Source organism: Cellulomonas dongxiuzhuiae, from assembly GCF_018623035.1.
Classification (GTDB): Bacteria; Actinomycetota; Actinomycetes; order Actinomycetales; family Cellulomonadaceae; genus Cellulomonas; species Cellulomonas dongxiuzhuiae.
This window is the reverse complement of sequence record NZ_CP076023.1, coordinates 3,902,169-3,917,570: the sequence shown is the minus strand read 5'-3', so window position 1 is coordinate 3,917,570 and position 15,402 is coordinate 3,902,169. Positions and strand designations below refer to the sequence as shown.

Sequence of the window (15,402 nt, the reverse complement as noted above, 5' to 3'; positions counted from 1 at the left end):
GCCATGTCACAGCGGGCTACCCAGGGCCTGTGCCGGGCGCGATCTCGCTCGTGGTCGCTGCCCAGCCGGCCAGCATCCGGAGGGCGTCCTGGTCGGGAGAGCCCGCGGGGCAGGTGAAGGTGACGAGGTTGAGGCCGGGGTCGGCGGGCAGGTCCAGGACCTCGAAGTCGAGGTGGAGCTCGCCGACGACGGGGTGGCGGACGTGCTTGCGCCCGGTGCGGTGCAGGCGGACGTCGTGCGCGGCCCAACGGGTACGGAACGGTGGGCTCTGCGTGCTGAGCTCGCCGACCAGGTCGGTCAGGGCCCCGTCGTAGGGGTCACGGCCGGCCTCGGTGCGCAGCTCGGAGACGGGGTCGTCGGCGGCGCGTTCCCAGTCGATCCAGAAGTCGCGCGCGGTCGTCGAGGAACGTGAACCGTGCGTGGTTCGCACGGCCTCCGGCCGGGCGGGGTGTGGCGTACACCGGCGAGAACAGCGCACGGCCCAGGCTGTTCGCCGCGCCTACGTCGTCAGCAGACGCGTCTGATCACGTCGAGAGGAATCGCGGACGCACGTGCACGTCGCCGCGCCTACCGGATGTGGCCGATGCCGACCTTGGCGCGCCGCAGCTGGTACCTCCACGGTGCCAGCCGCGACGCGTCCAGCGTGAGGCCGGCGTCGGTGGCGATCCACTCGACGACCTCGTCGGTCGTCCGGTGGTCGGTGTGGACGTGCGTGGCGTAGCGCTCCTGGGCGAGTGCGGCGACGCAGCGCGGGATCTGCTGCACCGCCCACGTCTCGCGGCGCAGGCCGGAGCGCACGAACGCGATGCGGGTGCTCAGTCGCTTGAGCAGCATCTCCGGGCTCGCGATGAGGGCGTAGTGGCGGACGTCCACCCCGCGGGAGATCAGCCCCCCCGACGATCTCGTCGAAGTAGTCGTCACGCACGATCGTCATCGGCACGAGCACCGGGCCGGCGTGGGCGGCCTCGGCCTGCTGGAGGATGTCGACGACGGCCGAACGCCACGGGGTGAGGTCCTGGAAGTCGTGGCGCGCTGCGGGCGGGAGCGTCCGCTGAAGGGCGAAGCCGAGGAGCTCGGGGTCGGCGACGTGCGCGTCGACCAGCCGACGCCGGAGCTCGAACGCGGTCTGGGTCTTCCCTGCGCCGAATGCACCGTTGATCCAGATGAGCACGTCTGGAGCCTAGATGAGCCCGCGCCGCCGTCGGCTCCGCGCGCTCCGGGAGCACGAGGGCGTACTACGTGCCGGCATCGCCATCCGGCCACAGCCCGATCAGACTGCTGAAGCGTTCCACGACGGCCGCCACGATCCCGTCGGAGTCGAGCGCGTGCTCGACCTCCTGACGTGAAGGAGCCTGCCCTTCGAGGGCCCACCGGTGCAGCGAGCCGAGGCGGCCGGAGAGCTCGGGCTCGATCTCGCTCCACCGTCGGACGGCGAGTGAACGGTCCGTCGTCCAGGTGCGGTCGTGGACGCTCACCAGACCGGCGACGGCCAGCAGCGTCTTGCGGCCCACCCGGACGCCGAGCCGGTCCGCGTGCTCCGTCCCGGAGCTCACGCTCTGCCGCCACCGCCGGAGGTGGTGACTGAGGTCGCCGTTGAGCCCGCGAGCAGCGCGAGCGTCAGCGGGATACCTCGGAAGGGCGGCGGCGGGGTCGGGGCCGGCGAGGTGGACGCAGTAGTGGCGGAGGAAGACCTGCAGGCCGTAGGCCGCGTCGGTGTCGCCCGCGAGCTCGCCGCTCGCGGCGGCAGCGACCTCCACACCTCGGCACCTGTCGGCGTAGCGGGTCGAGAGACGCTGCGCGACGGTCCCCGCGTCGGCGAGGTCGATCGACAGCAGGTCCATGTCCGACGACCCGGGACGCGCGGTGCCGGTGGCGACGGAGCCGTAGAGGTACAGGGACGCGCCGGACCCGCCGACGGACGCGACGGCATCCCTCAGGACGTCCTCGAAGTCGGGCGGCACGCGGTCGCGGCGCGCGCCCGTCCGGATGGTGCCGTCGGCTGCCACACCCTCGACGGGGTCGCTCACCGTGAACCCTCGACTGCGGGCCGGCTCGTCACGATGCCGGCCTCCACGAGCGCCGCTCGAAGTCGAGGGACGTCCGTGAAGCGGTGAGTGACGATCCCGAGGTCGGCCGCTGCCGTGAGGTTCCTGGGCGTGTCGTCGATGAAGAACACCTCGTGGGCACGGAGCCCCAGGGCCCCGAGCACGTGGTGGAAGGCGGCGTGGTCCGGTTTGGCGTAGCCGATCTCGGCGGAGTTGAAGACCGTGCCGAAGCCCGGCGGGAAGTCGAGCGCACGCAGCTCGGCTCGGACGGTGTCGGTGCCGTTGGTCAGAACCGCCGTCGTCAGGCCGAGCGCACGGATCTCGGTCGCCAGCGGCACCACCTCGTCGTCGATGTGCGACGGAGTGGTGCCCCACGCGCGAGCGGCGACGTGGTTCTGGACGTGCTCGCCGATGCGCCTCACCCACTCCGCTCGGGTGATGCGGCCGGTGGTGACCTCCGTGAGGTGAGGTTCCGAGAACGCGAACGCCGCGATGGATCCCGCCGCGAGGCAGTGGGAGGCCTCGATCTTGCCGACGGCACGCTCGTCGAAGTGCCGGACGACACCGTCCAGGTCGAACAGCACGACCTTGATCATGCGACGACCGTATGACCCATGCCAGAAGTCTCCCCATGGCCTCGCAGATGAACCGTCATGTCCCGCTCAGTGGCATCGCGGGCAGCCGCTGTCCCGGTACGGGCGGACGTGAAGCGATCGACTCATCTGTGGCCTCCTCGTCGTCTCCGGGTATGTGTCGCGACGTCGTCCGATCTTGCGGAGCGCGCGCTCGTCGACACCGACGAGCGGCGTACCGGGGTGCCTCGCAGGCAGACCCACCGACCGCGAGGTGCGGACCGTCAGGTGAGCGCGAGTTTCATCCACGTCGTGTAGGCGATCCAGGCCAGGGCAACCACGCCGCCCACGACGAACCGGGTGCGGCGCCCGGCCCACGGGACGAGGGCGAAGACGCTTCCGCTCATCGCTGCGGCGCCGAGACCGATGCCCTTCGGCATCGGGGGGCGCGATGGACGGGCGCGTGGTCGACATCTCGGACGAGGCACCGCTCCCCGTGCACGAGATGGCGGCGATCGGCGGCGCCACCTACCCGCCCTCGCCGGAGCCGCTGGACAACCCGTGGCAGGGGCAGGTGGACCTGTCGCTGGCGCGCAGCCTCGGCTTCCGGCCCAGGGTGGCGATCGTGCCCCAGGCTCGACGCGAGGGCCGGCTCTGACGACGGGGGCGCCGCCTTCACCGCCGAGTCCGCGTCGCACGTGTCGGTGTACCAGCTCCTCGAGGGGGGAGCGCACGCAGTCGCGCACCGGATGGCCGCCCTGACCGGGACGTGGGTGGAGCAGGCGCGACGCGCTGATCGGAGCGACGCGCGGGGCAGCGCCCGTGGCGTGCTCGGGGCGGGCGGGCTTCCCGCCCGTCGGTACCGTGAGCCGATGGTCCACGACGAGGTCCCGCTCCCGCCCGTGCCCGAGCCGCCGCCGTTCGAGCGCGGCGCACCCGTCGTGCTGCGCAGCGTGCGGGACCACGGCCGTCCGCACGGGGTCGCCGTCGGCTACGCCGTCGCCGGCACGGTCGTGCGCGACGACGACGACGTCATGGTCGTGTCGACCTGGCCCGGCTCGGGGGTGCGCATGCGCGCGGGCGTCGGTGCGGGGCCGAACAGCCGGACCGTCCTGCCGGCGGCGTGGGACGGCACGTACGCCGAGCGTGCCTGGCAGGGGGACACGGTGGTGCGCGTGCACCGGCGCGGTGACCGGTGGTCCGTGTGGCGGTGGCACGACGGCGAGCGCTGGACGGACCGCTGGTACGGCAACCTCGAGTCGCCGTGGCGCCGGTCCACCCTCGGCTTCGACACGCAGGACTGGGCTCTCGACGTGGTCGCTGCCGGCAACCCCCGCGGCGGCCCGTGGACGGTGGGTCTCAAGGACGAGGACGAGCTCGCGTGGATGGTCGACCAGGGCTACGTCACCGACGAGCGCGCCCGGCACGTCCGTGTGGTCGGCGCCCGGTTGCTGCAGCACGCGCGGGACGCGGGCTGGCCGTTCGGCGCCGACTGGGACGCGTGGCTGCCCGACGCGCGATGGGGGGCGGTTCCCCTGCCGGACGGCTGGCAACAGCTACCAGGCGCGGAGTAGGCGACAGGCTCACTCCGCGAGCACCGCGCGCACCCGCTCCGTGTCGGCGGTCGTCCACCCGTCGGGCGGCACGACGCCCGCCCACCCGTCGAGGACCAGCCCGTCGTAGTTGTGCCCGTGCCCGTCGGGCACCGACTTCGCGTTGAGCAGGTCGAACGTCAGCTGCCAGAACGTCACCACGGGGAACCAGCGCATCGTCGGGCGGTCGGTGCCGACGGGCTGCTCGCGCAGCCGGTCGGGCGCGGACAGCAGCACGTCGGGGCTCCACCACACGACCGGGTCGTCGGCTTGCTGCAGGTACAGGGCCCGCGGCGGCTCCCACGGCGTCGTCGGCGTGGTGATCTGCGCGGCGTCGCCGGCGAAGCGAACGAACAGGCCGCTCGCGTAGACGGGCGCCACGGCAGGTGTCCCGGGGTCCCGTCGCTCGACCAGGGCGTGCCAGACGGGGTTCGCGTCCGGCGGCCCGACCCACAGCACCCCGTCGGTGCGGGCGCGGATGTCCGCCAGGGAGGGGAACGCCGTCTCGCTGCCGTACGAGCCGAGGCTCTCACCGTAGGCGAGCAGCTGTGGGCGCTCGTCCGCGGGCAGCCGGGCGAGGTGCGCCTCGACGGCCGTGGCCAGGGCCTGCGACTCCTCGCTGACCCGGGCGCGGTCGAAGAGGAAGGACAGCCAGCTCGGCAGGTACGAGTACTGGGTGGCGACCGCCGCGGTGTCCCCGGCGTACATCAGCTCGAGGGACTCGACCGCGGAGTTGTTGGCCCACCCGCTGCCCGTCGTGGTCACGAGCAGCAGCACCTGCCGCTCGAAAGCGCCGGTGCGGTCGAGCTCCCGGACCGCCAGGTCCGCGCGCTCGCGGGCCGTGTCGGCGTTCTCGATGCCGACGTACACGCGGACGGGCGTCATCGGTGCGGCGTCCGGCGCGGCCGTCCGCAGCTCGTCGGTGCCCGGACCCTCGGCGACGAAGCGGCGACCCTCGCGACCGAGCGACCCCCAGTCCACGAGCGACCCCGGCGCACCGGAGCGCTCGGCCGCCGACGGGCGCGTGACCCCCGGGTGGTCACGGTCGTTGCGTGCGGCGAACGCGACGTCCGCCGCACCGAGCGCGCGTTGCAGCAGGACGTCGTTGACGATCACGACCCCGCCGAGCACGAGCACCGTCGCGACCACGGACGCCACCGCGTGCGGCCACCGCAGCCGCCGCTCCAGGAGCGCGTCGATACGGCGGCTCGCCCACCACACCCCGCGTGCCGCCAGGACGAACGCGGCCGCGATGAGCACGAGCAGCGGCCCGGCCCGCAGCCAGTCGAGGGTCGAGGGCGGTGGCATCCCGACGGCCGCCGTCATCGCCCTCTGCCACCGGGCGCCCACCACGAGCATGACGACCACGGCCACGGCCGCGACGAGGCCGAGGGCCGTCAGCAGGTGGGGCGCGAGCCTCGGCGGCACCCGCCCGCGTGCCGCGGAGACGAGCCGCCGCCACGCGGGCACGAACCGCAGGACCCGAGCGAGCACGACGCCGACCCCGTACCCCAGCGCCCCGGAGATCCCTGACACGAGCCCCTGGTAGAGCCAGTCGCGCGGCAGCAGGGACGGCGTCATCGCGACCACCGCGAACAGCGTCCCCATCGCGAGCCCTGCCGGGTGCGGCGGCCGGGGATGTCGTCGTCGCCGCCGCGGGTCCGGGCCGGCCCGGTGCCGGTCGCCCGTCGGGACGACCTCCGGCGCCGCCCCGGTGGCCCCGGACAGGGGCACGGTCTCGCCCGGACGCTGCGCCATACGCGCCTCCCCCGGGGCGGTGACGTCACGCCCCGGACGGGGGAGTGCACGCCGTCACCCGAGCATCGCACCGGGCCGGACGGCCCGCCAGCAGCGCGTCGTCGGGTCCTCCCGCGATGATGTTCCCCGGGGCGGACGACCCCGACTGGGACGAGGACATGGCCCTGGTCGACGGCGTCCCGACCAATCCGTTCGAGCGCGGCACCCACCGGTGAGGCTGATCCTCGACACGAACGTCCTGGTCGACGGGCTGGTGCCGACCGGCAGCGGCGATGAAGCCGCGATCAGCATGGCGACGCTGGCCGAGCTGCGCTTCGGCGTCCTGTTCGCGCGCACGCCGGAGAGCAGGGCGGCCCGGATGCGGGTGCTGTCGAGTGCGGAGAGCGCGCTGGCGGCCCTGCCGATCGATGACGCGGTCGCGTCGTCCTACGCCCTGCTGGCGACGAAGACCGTCGCGGCCGGGCGCCAGCCGCGTGCCCGAGCGTTCGACCTGCTGATCGCCGCGACCGCCCACGCACACGGCGCCGTGCTGGTCACGAGGAACGTCGCAGACTTCGCGGGCTTCGGCGACGGCCTGGAGGTCCGCGCGCCGTAGCAGCGGGTCGGGCCGGCGCGGCACCGTGGCGATCCGCCACGGTGCCGCGCGCTCCCACCTCGAGGGGGTCAGGCGGTCACCAGCGACGACCAGACCTCGTTGGGGCTGTTGGTGCAGGCGCCCCAGGTGAGCGTCGCCGTGCGGAAGTCCTCGATGCAGCCGATGCCCCAGTCGAGCTGGTGGATGCGGCCGTCGCTGGTCTGTCCCCAGCGCACCAGCAGGCCGCTGTCGCAGGCCGTGACGAAGATCCCCGAGGAGCTTCCGGTGGCCAGGCACCGGCCGTCCGGGGTGCGGATGGTCTGGTCGGCGGCTGAGTAGACCCAGCGCTGCGTGGCAGAGCCGTTGCACTTCGTGGTGAACGCAGCCACGGGCCGCTCGGGGTGCTCCCGGCGGTCGACGCACAGCCCGGTGTCCTTGTTGCGCAGCTCGCCGCCGGGGGCGGCGGCCTGTGCCGGTTGCGCCGCGCCGAACAGGCTCAGGGCCAGCAGGGCGGATGCCGCCAGGGTCGAGATGATCTTTCGCACCATCGTCGGGCTCCTTCTCGCGAGGCTGAGATCGGGCGGTCGCGCCGACGCCTGACGACGTCGGCGGTGACGTCGATCTGTGGAGATAGTGGAACTTTGCACTACCTACTGTGCTCGTCGAGATTCAAGGTCCTCTGAGAATCAGGCCCGGACTCAGTCACCCGTCGACCGCCGCCGTGCGCTCGCGGCGAACCGGGCGGCGAAGGTGCGCACGGCCTCGTCGACCACCGGGCGGTGCGTGCGGCGCTCACCTCCCAGCCCGGCACGAGGAGGCTCGGCCAGAATGTGTGGTGGGAGATCGTGCCCAGGAGCTGGGTGGCGGCGAGGTCAGCCGACCTCGACGGTGAGCTCGTTGGACCGCCGCCCACCGGGCGCCCACTGCACGGCGTGCGTGCCCGGCTCGTCGAAGACGTACTCCGTCACGTCGTGGTGCGCGTCCACGCCGGGTCCGGGCGGCACCCGGCCGTCGTACGACGCCGGCTCGAGCGCGTCCTGGCCCTGCGGCACAGGGTCGGTCGCCGGTGCGCCGTCGACGAGCTCCCCGAGGACCTCCTTGGGTCCCATCACGACCACCCGGTATCAGCCAGTGAGGAGCATCACTTGAACATGTTCAACAGGGCCACTAGCGTCCTTCTTGTTGAACACGTTCAACTGGCCGGGAACCCTCGGCTGACGTCCGGCCCGAGGAGCGATCCGATGAACCCGACCGTCCTGACCTACCTCGTCTACATCGCGGCCAGCGTCGCGCTGACCATCTGGGTCGCCAGGACCCTCACGCGCAACGGGGACGTCTTCCTCGTCGACGTCTTCCACGGCGACGAGAAGATCGCCGCGGCGACCAACCGCCTCCTGGTCGTGGGGTTCTACCTCGTGAACCTCGGCTTCGTCGCCCTCAACCTCCAGGTGAGCGAGCCCGTCCTGTCGACCCAGCAGGCGATCGAGGCGCTGGCCTCCAAGCTCGGCGCGGTGGCGCTGCTGCTCGGCATCTTCCACCTCGTCAACGTCTTCGTCCTGAGCCAGGTGCGCCGACGTCGCACGGCGCCGGCCCAGCCGCAGGGTCCCTACGCCGTGGCAGGGCAGCACCAACGGCCGTGGACCGGCCCGTCGTACGGCGCCCCGACCCCGCCGCAGGGCTGAGACTGCCACCGCAGGAGCCGGGCGCGACGGGTGACCGCCGGGCGGTCGCGGGTCACCGCCATCGGCCGAGGCCGTCGACGACGGCCGCGATGACGTCCTCGTCGGTGGTGCCGCGCTCGATGGTGGCCCGGTAGTAGAGGGGTCCGATCGCCAGGGCGGCGGCGTCGCGGGGAGCGGCGTGCAGGTCGACCTCGCCACGCGCCCGGGCGGCCTCGAGGGCGTCGGCCAGCCGGCCGGCGAGCAGGGCGGCCAAGCGGGCCCGACGGGCGTCCACGTCGTCCTCCCACAGGGCGGTGCCCGCCAGGGTGGTCGCGACCACGCGGACGTCGTGGTGGTCGAGCTCGCGGGCGAGCGTCGTCAGCTCACGGACCAGCCAGTCGCGCGTGGGGGTGGCGGGTGCGTCGAAGAACGGCATCGGCACGGTGGCCATCGCCGCGGCCAGGAGCTGGTCGGTGCGTGGCCAGTGGCGGTAGACGGTGGCGCGCGCGATGCCCGCCTGCTCGGCGACCCGTGCGTGGGTGACGGCGCCGGGTCCGTGGGTGAGCAGCACCTCGCGGGCGGCGGTGACGATCGCCTCGCGGCTGCGCAGGAACCGGGGGTCGTCGTCGCGGGGGGCCATTCCCGGAGTCTATGAGACATCTTGACTCAGAGCGCCCCGGGTGCCACCTTCCTCCTATGAGACAACCTGTCACACAGCAGCGGGTTCTCGTCCTGGGAGCGACCGGGGCCACGGGACGTCTGGTGGTGTCGACGGCCCTGCGGCGCGGCCACCACGTCACCGCCCTCGTGCGACGTCCGGGGTCCTTCGCCCCGGCGCGCAGGCTGCGCGAGGTGCAGTGGCACGACGTGCGCGACGTCGCGACCCTGTCGGCGGCCCTGACCGGCGTCGACGCCGTGGTCAGCGCCCTGGGCGGAGCCGCGAGGGGACCGACGTCCGTCTGCACCGACGCCATGTCGGTCACCGTCCCCGTGATGCAGCGCGCGGGCGTCGCGCGACTCGTCGTGGTCAGCGCCCACGGCGTCGCCGAGAGCCGCGACCGGTCGCCGTACGCGCTCGCGGTGTGGGCAGGGGTGGGGGACAGGATGCGTGACAAGGAGCGGATGGAGCCCGTCGTCACCTCCTCGCGGCTGCGCTGGACCGTCGCGCGTCCGCCGCGACTCACGGACGCACCCGCGACAGGGACGTACCGGGTCGGGGCCGACCTGCCGGTGCACCTGTGGACGTCCGTCGGACGCGCGGACCTCGCCGACTTCCTCGTCCGTGAGGTCGAGGACCCGCGTCACGTGCACGCGTATCCCCGGATCGCCCGGTGAACGCCCGCCGCTCCCACGTCGCCCGCCCGGTCGTCGACCTCGCCGGGCGGGTGGCCGTCGTCACCGGGGCCGGCGGGGGGATGGGACGGGTCCTGGTCGAGGACCTGACGCGCGCCGGCGCGCACGTGGTGGCCGTGGCCCGGGACGCGCCGCGCACCGAGCGCCTGCTGCGCGAGACCGTCGGCGACCACGGCCGGTTCGAGGTCGTCGAGGCCGACCTGTCCCTGCGCCACGGTGTGGTCGACGCCGCCACGGCGATCGGCCGCCGCCACCCGCACGTGCACGTGCTCGTCAACAACGCCGGTGCGCACTTCCCCGACCGCGGCCTGACTCCCGACGGCGTCGAGAGGCACGTCGCCGTGGACTACCTGGCCGCCTTCGGGCTCACCCACCTGCTGCGCGAGAACCTCGTCGCCGCGCGCGGGCGGGTCGTCCACGTCGCGTCCGACAGCCTCAACGACACCCGGCAGGTCAAGCTCCTCGGACGCGCCCGCCCGGCCGACCTCGACCCCGCGCAGCTCGACGACCTCACCCGCGTCAACCCCGCCGACGGCTTCGTCGCCTTCGAGGCGTACGCGCGCGCCAAGCTGCTCACCGTCACGAGCGGCTACCACCTCGCACGCCTCCTGCGGCCGCACGGGGTCACCGTGAACTCGGTGCACCCGGGCATCGTGGCCACCGGCATCGTCGACGACCTCGTCCCGGCGGCCCTGCGTCCGCTCGGCTGGCTCATCCGCAGCGGCATGCGGACGCCCCGTGACGGCGCCTCCGCCGCGTTGCGCCTGGCCACGGACCCCGCGCTGGCCGGGGTCACCGGGCGCTACTACCGCCGGGAGGTGGTGGCGACGACGCCCGCCGTCTCCCACGACCCGGCGGTGCAGCAGCGGCTGCACGAGGTGAGCGTCAGGTGGTTCGCCGGGTGAGCCCTGCCCGGGCACCCGCCCTGCGACGCATCAGGCCGAGCACACCGAGCGCGACCAGCACGCCCAGCACGCCCAGCGCGAGGGGCCGGAGGGTCAGCGCCCACGGCCAGGACGGACCGTCGAGCGGCAGGCCGTCGACGGGGTACTCGAGGACCTTCGCCGTCCACCGCGCGGTGGCCACGTCGGTCGTCCGTGCCAGGTCCTGGAGCACGGCGGCGTACGCGAAGCCGGGTCGCTCGTGGGGGTGCACGGCGTCGATGCCGGGGACGGTGCGGTGCCCGGTCGTACCCGGGACGACGAGCCGGTCGAGCCCGGCCACCGACGCGGTGCGCGGCACGAACGTCAGCCCGTGACGCGACCTCACCGGCCGGTCGCCCACGGCGACCGTGTCCACGGCCAGCGACTGCGCGTACGTGTCGAACACCGAGGCGAGCTCGAGCTCGCCCACCCCGTCCGTGAGCTGGACGCCGATGCGCGGCCGGTCCCAGCCGAAGGCGCTGTGGAGGGCGACGACCGCGTCGGACGGTGCGAGCCGCGTCCGCGCCATCCGCGGCGGGCCGCTCGACGCGTCGTACGACCAGCCGATCGCCCGTGCGGCCTGCACCGCGGCGTCCTCTCCGACCCGCCGCTGCACGGCGTGCAGGGTGCCGTCGATCCCCGACAGGACGCCGGCCGTGCTGATGACGGCCCCGTCGTCCACGTACCGGGTCCCGGCGACCCAGTCGACGGCGGGGTAGGTGCCGGCCCACCCGTCGAGGCGCAGCCAGTGGGCGGTGGCGCGGTGGCCGTCGAGCAGCCCCGCCGAGGCGACCACGGCGCCCCCGTTGCAGACGCTGAGGATGACGGCGCCACCGTTCGCCTGGGTGGTGAGCCACGCGGTGACGGGCTTGGTCGTGGGCCGGCCGACGTCGGGCATCGCGGGCACGACCACGAGGTCCGCCGGCCCACCCAGCAGGTCCTCGAGCCCGCCGAACGTGAGGTCCGGGACGAGATCGAGCCCACCGGTGAGCGGCACCGGGTGGCTCCCGGGCGCGACGGTGTAGACGTTGAACGCACCCGTGCCGGCGAGGATCTCGTACGGGGCCAGGGCGTCGGACGCGACCGCACCCTCGTCCCCCACCACCACGGCCACGGTCGGTCGTGACGGGTCGTACGCTGCCGGCGCCGGGGTGGGGGACACGTCGTCGGTCCGCGGGGCGTTGAGGCCGGTGACGGCGCCGACGGCCGTCGGGCCGCCGAGCGCGGCGGGGAGCGCCAGCGCGGCGAGCACGAGCAGGACGACCTTGAGGAACACGCGCACCGGGCTCACCACCCGTACTCGTGGCGACGCCGCAGCATCACGGCGACCATCGCTGCCAGCATCAGCACGTGCCCGGCCGTCATCAGCTGCATGGCGGTCACAGCCCCGGCCCGGCTGAACGGCAGCAGCACCAGGAAGGGCAGGTACATCGCGGCGGCCATCTCGGCGATGGACGCCACCCCGTGCCCCCTGACCCGCATCCACACCGCCATGCCGATCGACATGTTCGTCGCCATCACCAGCACCTGCGCGGTGGTGCTCTCGCGCAGGCCTGGCCAGGCGAACGACCAGACGGGCTCCAGCAGGACCATGCCCGCCACCATCGCGGCCACCATCTCCACCGCGTGCCGCGTGAACCGCCGCGCCGGGTGGCGGGCGATGCCGTGCTCTTCGTGGTTCATCTCGACTCCTCGTGGATCCGACGTGCGGACACACGACAGCGTCGGCCGACCGCACGGCCGCGTCAGGTGCCGATCGTCACGCCGCGGGTCACCCTCCGGGAGTGACCCTGACGACCCCGAGGTCAGAGGATGCCGAGGTCCCGTGCCCGCAGGGCCGCCTGCGTGCGGTCGCGCACCTCGAGCTTCGACAGCACGCTGCTGACGAGGTTCTTCACGGTCCCCTCGGCGAGGTACAGGGCGCCGGCGATCTCGCGGTTGCTGCGCCCGTCGGCCAGCAGCCGCACCAGCGCGACCTCCCGCTCGGAGAGCGGGTGCGTCGACGGCGCCGTGTCCGCCGGGATCCGCACCACCCGCGCGACGACCTTGGCCACCACCGACGGCTGGAGCACGGTCTCCCCGCGAGCGGCGGCGACGAGTGCCTCGACCAGCCGCGCCGAGCTCACGTCCTTGAGGAGGTAGCCGACCGCACCGGCCCGCAGCGCGGCGAGGACGTCTTCGTCGTCGTCGAACGTCGTCAGCGCGATCACCCGGACGTCGGGCTGCGTGGCACGGAGCCGGGCCGTGGCGGCGATGCCGTCGAGCACCGGCATCCGCAGGTCCATGAGGACCACGTCGGGTCGCGCCGCGGCGCTCGCGCGGACCGCCTCCTCCCCGTTCGCCGCCTCACCGACGACCTCGATCCCCGGCTGCACCTCGAGCAGGGTCGTGAGCGCCTCGCGGAAGAGGGCCTGGTCGTCGGCGAGCAGCACACGGACCGTCACCCGGGCACCTCGACGACGAGGGCGGTGACGCCGTCGGTCGGGGTCGAGCCCAGGGACAGGCGACCTCCGACGCCGGCCATGCGCTCGCGGAGCCCGGCGAGCCCGAAACCGTCCGCCGGCTCCTGCGCGAGGCCGCGACCGTCGTCGCGCACCTCGAGCCGGACGTGGTCGTCGTCGCGGAAGTCGAGCACGACCGCGGTACGTGTGGCGGCCGCGTGCTTCCTGACGTTCGTCAGGCCCTCCTGGGCCGCACGGAAGAGGGACTCGTCCACGTCGGCGCGCAGCGGACGGGCCCTGCCCCGGACGTCCACCTCGGTCGGGACGCCGGCCTCCGTCGCCTCGGCGGCGAGCGTGCGCAACGCGTCCGCGAGGACGGGACGGTGCTCGCGCAGCGCGGCCACCGACCGCCTGACCTCGGCGAGGGCCTGCTCCGACTGGTCCTGCGCCTTGGCCAGCATGGCGTCGAGGCGATCGGGGTCTGCCGTGGGGATGACGGCGCGGGCCGCTTCGAGCAGCATGCGCACGACCGTCAGGTGGTGGCCGACACCGTCGTGGATGTCGCGCGCCAGGCGGTTGCGTTCCTGGGTCGTGGCGAGCTGCTCGGCCTGCGCGGCGTACCCCCGCAAGCGCTCGTGCGCGGCCGCGAGCTCGGCCCTGGCCCTCTGCTCCCGCACCAGCAGCTCGGTCACGATCACCGTGAACGTGCTGACCGCCAGGGTGCTCAGAGCCTCCCCGAGCACGCGCGGCCACTGCATGCCGAGGTGGACGAGCGGGACGACGGCGGCCACGGCGACCGCGGCCGGCAGCGGCAGCAGCAGGACCGCCTGCGCGACCAGGACGACCAGGAGCAGGACGGCGCCCACCGCGGCACCGGACAGGGAGAAGACCGCGAAGCCGAGCGCCAGCTGCACGGCGGCGTACCCGGCCCCCCACCAGGCGGGACGCCCCTCGACGAAGCGGAACCCGACGATGGCGAGCGCACAGTACGCGAGACCCACCAGCAGCGTCGGCAGGAGCTCCGCGGAGCTCGCGGACCCGAGCGGCAGCGTCAGGTAGGCGACCACGGTGAGCACGGCGAGCGCCCGTTTCACCCGATTCACTGTGCAGCACGGGGTGTCGCCGGTCAATGACGCGGCGAGGGTGCGCAGCCCGCCCGGTCAGACGGCGACCGCGTCACCAGCGCCGTGAGCGTGGCCTCGGCCTCGGGCGTGAGCCTGCTCACCGCGAACGACGTCGGCCAGGCACCGGCGTCGTCGTCGAGGTCCGCCTCGGTGGTGAACCCGAACGTCGAGTACCGCTCCTTGTCGACGTCGCCGCGGGAGTCCGGGCTCGCGGACCTGCTGCCGTCCCTGCCCGGCACCGTCTGGGTCGGCGTGAGCGCCGGCAGCATGGTGATGACACTGCGGATCGGGGAGTGGTTCGTCGAGTGGCCGCCCGCGCCGGACGACCGGACCCTGGGCGTCGTCGACTTCTCGGTCTTCCCGCACCGGTCGGCAGGGTGCGGGCGTGCCCGCGGTGGCCCGCGGCCTCACACCAGGGGGAACGTCACCCCCGTGAGCTCCTCGGACACCGTCCACAGTCGCTCCTGGACTGCCTCGTCGTGGGACTCCAGGCTGGAGGCGACGAGCGTCGGGTGGCCGCTGATCTGCCGCCGCCCGTCCGGGCCGTAGTACTGGCCCCCCTCGACGTGCGGGTCCGTGGCGGCGCGCAGGGTGGGCAGGGCGCCCATCGCGGCGTCCTGGAGGAAGGGCGCCGCGATGCGGTCGACGAGCAGCCGCATCGCCACGGGCGCGCTGCGCAGCAGCTCCGTCCGGGACACCCCGGGGTGGGCCGCGACCGCCACGGTGGTGCCGAGCGGTGCGAGCCGGCGCTGCAGGGCGTACGTGAACATGAGGTTCGCGAGCTTCGACTGCCCGTAGGCGCCGACGCGGCTGTACGACCGCTCCCACTGCAGGTCGTCGAAGTGGATGGCGGCGCGCAGGCGGTGGGCGGTGCTGGCGACCGTCACCACGCGTGAGCCGGGGGTGGGCAGCAGGCGGTCGAGCAGCAGGCCGGTGAGCGCGAAGTGGCCGAGGTGGTTGGTGCCCAGCTGCAGCTCGAAGCCGTCGGCGGTGGTCTGCCGCGGGGTGTACATGACGCCCGCGTTGTTGATCAGCAGGTCGAGGCGCGGGTGCGCGGCGCGCAGGTCGGCCGCGGCCGACCGGACCGACGCGAGCGACGTCAGGTCGAGGGCCTGGACGCTGACGTCGCCCGTCATGCGGGCGGCCGCCTGCTTGCCCTTCTCCACGTCGCGGACGGCCAGGACCACCGTCGCGCCGCGCTGGGCGAGCACGCGGGCCGTCTCGTAGCCCAGGCCGGAGGTGGCGCCGGTGACGACGGCCACGCGGCCGCTCTGGTCGGGGACGTGCTCGTGGGTCCAGCGCTCGTTCATGGGAGGCTCCTCAATGTACCACCGGTCTCTTACGACGAACGTAAGCGAC

General features: G+C 73.8%; 21 protein-coding genes and 1 pseudogene. 7 read left to right on the top strand and 15 right to left on the bottom strand.

The window, feature by feature from the left end; all coding sequences use genetic code 11:
• Positions 1 to 16 precede the first annotated feature (16 nt).
• The 5 genes from KKR89_RS17785 to KKR89_RS18495 all read right to left on the bottom strand — a co-directional run bounded on the left by KKR89_RS17785 (position 17) and on the right by KKR89_RS18495 (position 3,024).
• Complete coding sequence (locus tag KKR89_RS17785) at positions 17 to 430, bottom strand: MmyB family transcriptional regulator (protein WP_307802220.1); 414 nt, start codon at positions 428 to 430, stop codon at positions 17 to 19.
• Between the two features lie 137 nt (positions 431 to 567).
• On the bottom strand, positions 568 to 873 hold the full coding sequence (locus KKR89_RS18450; RefSeq protein ID WP_243882968.1) for a hypothetical protein: 306 nt from the start codon (positions 871 to 873) through the stop codon (positions 568 to 570).
• A 362-nt stretch (positions 874 to 1,235) separates the two neighbouring features.
• Positions 1,236 to 2,027, bottom strand: coding sequence for a nucleotidyltransferase domain-containing protein (locus KKR89_RS17775; RefSeq protein WP_208196634.1), 792 nt, complete (start codon positions 2,025 to 2,027; stop codon positions 1,236 to 1,238).
• On the bottom strand, positions 2,024 to 2,641 hold the full coding sequence (locus tag KKR89_RS17770; RefSeq protein WP_208196633.1) for an HAD-IA family hydrolase: 618 nt from the start codon (positions 2,639 to 2,641) through the stop codon (positions 2,024 to 2,026). Before KKR89_RS17770 ends, KKR89_RS17775 begins: the two co-directional genes overlap by 4 nt.
• A gap of 260 nt (positions 2,642 to 2,901) precedes the next feature.
• On the bottom strand, positions 2,902 to 3,024 hold the full coding sequence (locus tag KKR89_RS18495; protein WP_256443226.1) for a hypothetical protein: 123 nt from the start codon (positions 3,022 to 3,024) through the stop codon (positions 2,902 to 2,904).
• 56 nt (positions 3,025 to 3,080) lie between these two features.
• Here KKR89_RS18495 and KKR89_RS17765 point away from each other — a divergent pair, with 56 nt between their 5' ends.
• Complete coding sequence (locus KKR89_RS17765) at positions 3,081 to 3,275, top strand: hypothetical protein (protein ID WP_208196632.1); 195 nt, start codon at positions 3,081 to 3,083, stop codon at positions 3,273 to 3,275.
• 214 nt (positions 3,276 to 3,489) lie between these two features.
• The gene (locus KKR89_RS17760) at positions 3,490 to 4,191 is read left to right on the top strand and encodes a DUF402 domain-containing protein (protein WP_208196631.1); all 702 of its coding nucleotides are present in this window, start codon (positions 3,490 to 3,492) and stop codon (positions 4,189 to 4,191) included.
• A 9-nt stretch (positions 4,192 to 4,200) separates the two neighbouring features.
• On the opposite strand, the gene KKR89_RS17755 is transcribed toward KKR89_RS17760, so the two are convergent.
• A complete protein-coding gene (locus tag KKR89_RS17755) occupies positions 4,201 to 5,967 on the bottom strand; it encodes an alpha/beta hydrolase (RefSeq protein WP_208196630.1) in 1,767 nt (588 codons plus the stop codon).
• A 211-nt stretch (positions 5,968 to 6,178) separates the two neighbouring features.
• Here KKR89_RS17755 and KKR89_RS17750 point away from each other — a divergent pair, with 211 nt between their 5' ends.
• On the top strand, positions 6,179 to 6,562 hold the full coding sequence (locus KKR89_RS17750; RefSeq protein ID WP_251140947.1) for a PIN domain-containing protein: 384 nt from the start codon (positions 6,179 to 6,181) through the stop codon (positions 6,560 to 6,562).
• A 68-nt stretch (positions 6,563 to 6,630) separates the two neighbouring features.
• Here the strand turns inward: KKR89_RS17750 and KKR89_RS17745 are convergent, their stop codons facing one another.
• Together KKR89_RS17745 and KKR89_RS17740 are read right to left on the bottom strand one after the other, a co-directional pair.
• Positions 6,631 to 7,089 (bottom strand): ricin-type beta-trefoil lectin domain protein, encoded by a 459-nt coding sequence (locus KKR89_RS17745; protein ID WP_208196629.1) that lies wholly within the window; start codon positions 7,087 to 7,089, stop codon positions 6,631 to 6,633.
• 324 nt (positions 7,090 to 7,413) lie between these two features.
• Positions 7,414 to 7,650, bottom strand: a complete 237-nt coding sequence (locus KKR89_RS17740) for a hypothetical protein (protein WP_208196628.1) — start codon at positions 7,648 to 7,650, stop codon at positions 7,414 to 7,416.
• A 132-nt stretch (positions 7,651 to 7,782) separates the two neighbouring features.
• Here KKR89_RS17740 and KKR89_RS17735 point away from each other — a divergent pair, with 132 nt between their 5' ends.
• The gene (locus tag KKR89_RS17735) at positions 7,783 to 8,223 is read left to right on the top strand and encodes a hypothetical protein (RefSeq protein ID WP_208196627.1); all 441 of its coding nucleotides are present in this window, start codon (positions 7,783 to 7,785) and stop codon (positions 8,221 to 8,223) included.
• 52 nt (positions 8,224 to 8,275) lie between these two features.
• On the opposite strand, the gene KKR89_RS17730 is transcribed toward KKR89_RS17735, so the two are convergent.
• On the bottom strand, positions 8,276 to 8,842 hold the full coding sequence (locus tag KKR89_RS17730; protein WP_208196626.1) for a helix-turn-helix domain-containing protein: 567 nt from the start codon (positions 8,840 to 8,842) through the stop codon (positions 8,276 to 8,278).
• A gap of 56 nt (positions 8,843 to 8,898) precedes the next feature.
• Between KKR89_RS17730 and KKR89_RS17725 the strand changes: the two genes are divergently transcribed.
• Complete coding sequence (locus KKR89_RS17725; RefSeq protein ID WP_208196625.1) at positions 8,899 to 9,537, top strand: NAD(P)-dependent oxidoreductase; 639 nt, start codon at positions 8,899 to 8,901, stop codon at positions 9,535 to 9,537.
• Positions 9,534 to 10,460 carry an SDR family NAD(P)-dependent oxidoreductase gene (locus KKR89_RS17720; RefSeq protein WP_208196624.1) on the top strand — a complete coding sequence of 309 codons (927 nt, stop codon included), beginning with the start codon at positions 9,534 to 9,536 and terminating at the stop codon, positions 10,458 to 10,460. The genes KKR89_RS17725 and KKR89_RS17720 overlap by 4 nt, the downstream gene beginning before the upstream one ends.
• On the opposite strand, the gene KKR89_RS17715 is transcribed toward KKR89_RS17720, so the two are convergent.
• The 5 genes from KKR89_RS17715 to KKR89_RS17695 all read right to left on the bottom strand — a co-directional run bounded on the left by KKR89_RS17715 (position 10,441) and on the right by KKR89_RS17695 (position 14,312).
• Positions 10,441 to 11,772: a DJ-1/PfpI family protein gene (locus tag KKR89_RS17715; RefSeq protein WP_214765639.1), complete on the bottom strand. Its 1,332-nt coding sequence runs from the start codon at positions 11,770 to 11,772 to the stop codon at positions 10,441 to 10,443. The genes KKR89_RS17720 and KKR89_RS17715 overlap by 20 nt on opposite strands.
• Positions 11,766 to 12,161 carry a hypothetical protein gene (locus KKR89_RS17710; protein WP_208196622.1) on the bottom strand — a complete coding sequence of 132 codons (396 nt, stop codon included), beginning with the start codon at positions 12,159 to 12,161 and terminating at the stop codon, positions 11,766 to 11,768. The genes KKR89_RS17715 and KKR89_RS17710 overlap by 7 nt, the downstream gene beginning before the upstream one ends.
• A gap of 122 nt (positions 12,162 to 12,283) precedes the next feature.
• Positions 12,284 to 12,922 (bottom strand): response regulator, encoded by a 639-nt coding sequence (locus KKR89_RS17705; RefSeq protein ID WP_208196621.1) that lies wholly within the window; start codon positions 12,920 to 12,922, stop codon positions 12,284 to 12,286.
• Positions 12,919 to 14,013 carry a sensor histidine kinase gene (locus KKR89_RS17700; protein WP_251140946.1) on the bottom strand — a complete coding sequence of 365 codons (1,095 nt, stop codon included), beginning with the start codon at positions 14,011 to 14,013 and terminating at the stop codon, positions 12,919 to 12,921. Before KKR89_RS17700 ends, KKR89_RS17705 begins: the two co-directional genes overlap by 4 nt.
• 32 nt (positions 14,014 to 14,045) lie before the next feature.
• Complete coding sequence (locus KKR89_RS17695; protein WP_208196620.1) at positions 14,046 to 14,312, bottom strand: hypothetical protein; 267 nt, start codon at positions 14,310 to 14,312, stop codon at positions 14,046 to 14,048.
• Between KKR89_RS17695 and KKR89_RS18445 the strand changes: the two are divergent.
• Positions 14,239 to 14,409: pseudogene (locus KKR89_RS18445) on the top strand (peptidase E); the annotation flags it as partial. The gene KKR89_RS17695 and the pseudogene KKR89_RS18445 sit on opposite strands and share 74 nt — an antisense overlap.
• Before the next feature lie 41 nt (positions 14,410 to 14,450).
• Here the strand turns inward: KKR89_RS18445 and KKR89_RS17690 are convergent.
• Entirely contained in the window at positions 14,451 to 15,353 is a 903-nt protein-coding gene (locus KKR89_RS17690; protein WP_208196619.1) for an SDR family NAD(P)-dependent oxidoreductase, read from the bottom strand.
• Between the last annotated feature and the right edge of the window lie 49 nt (positions 15,354 to 15,402).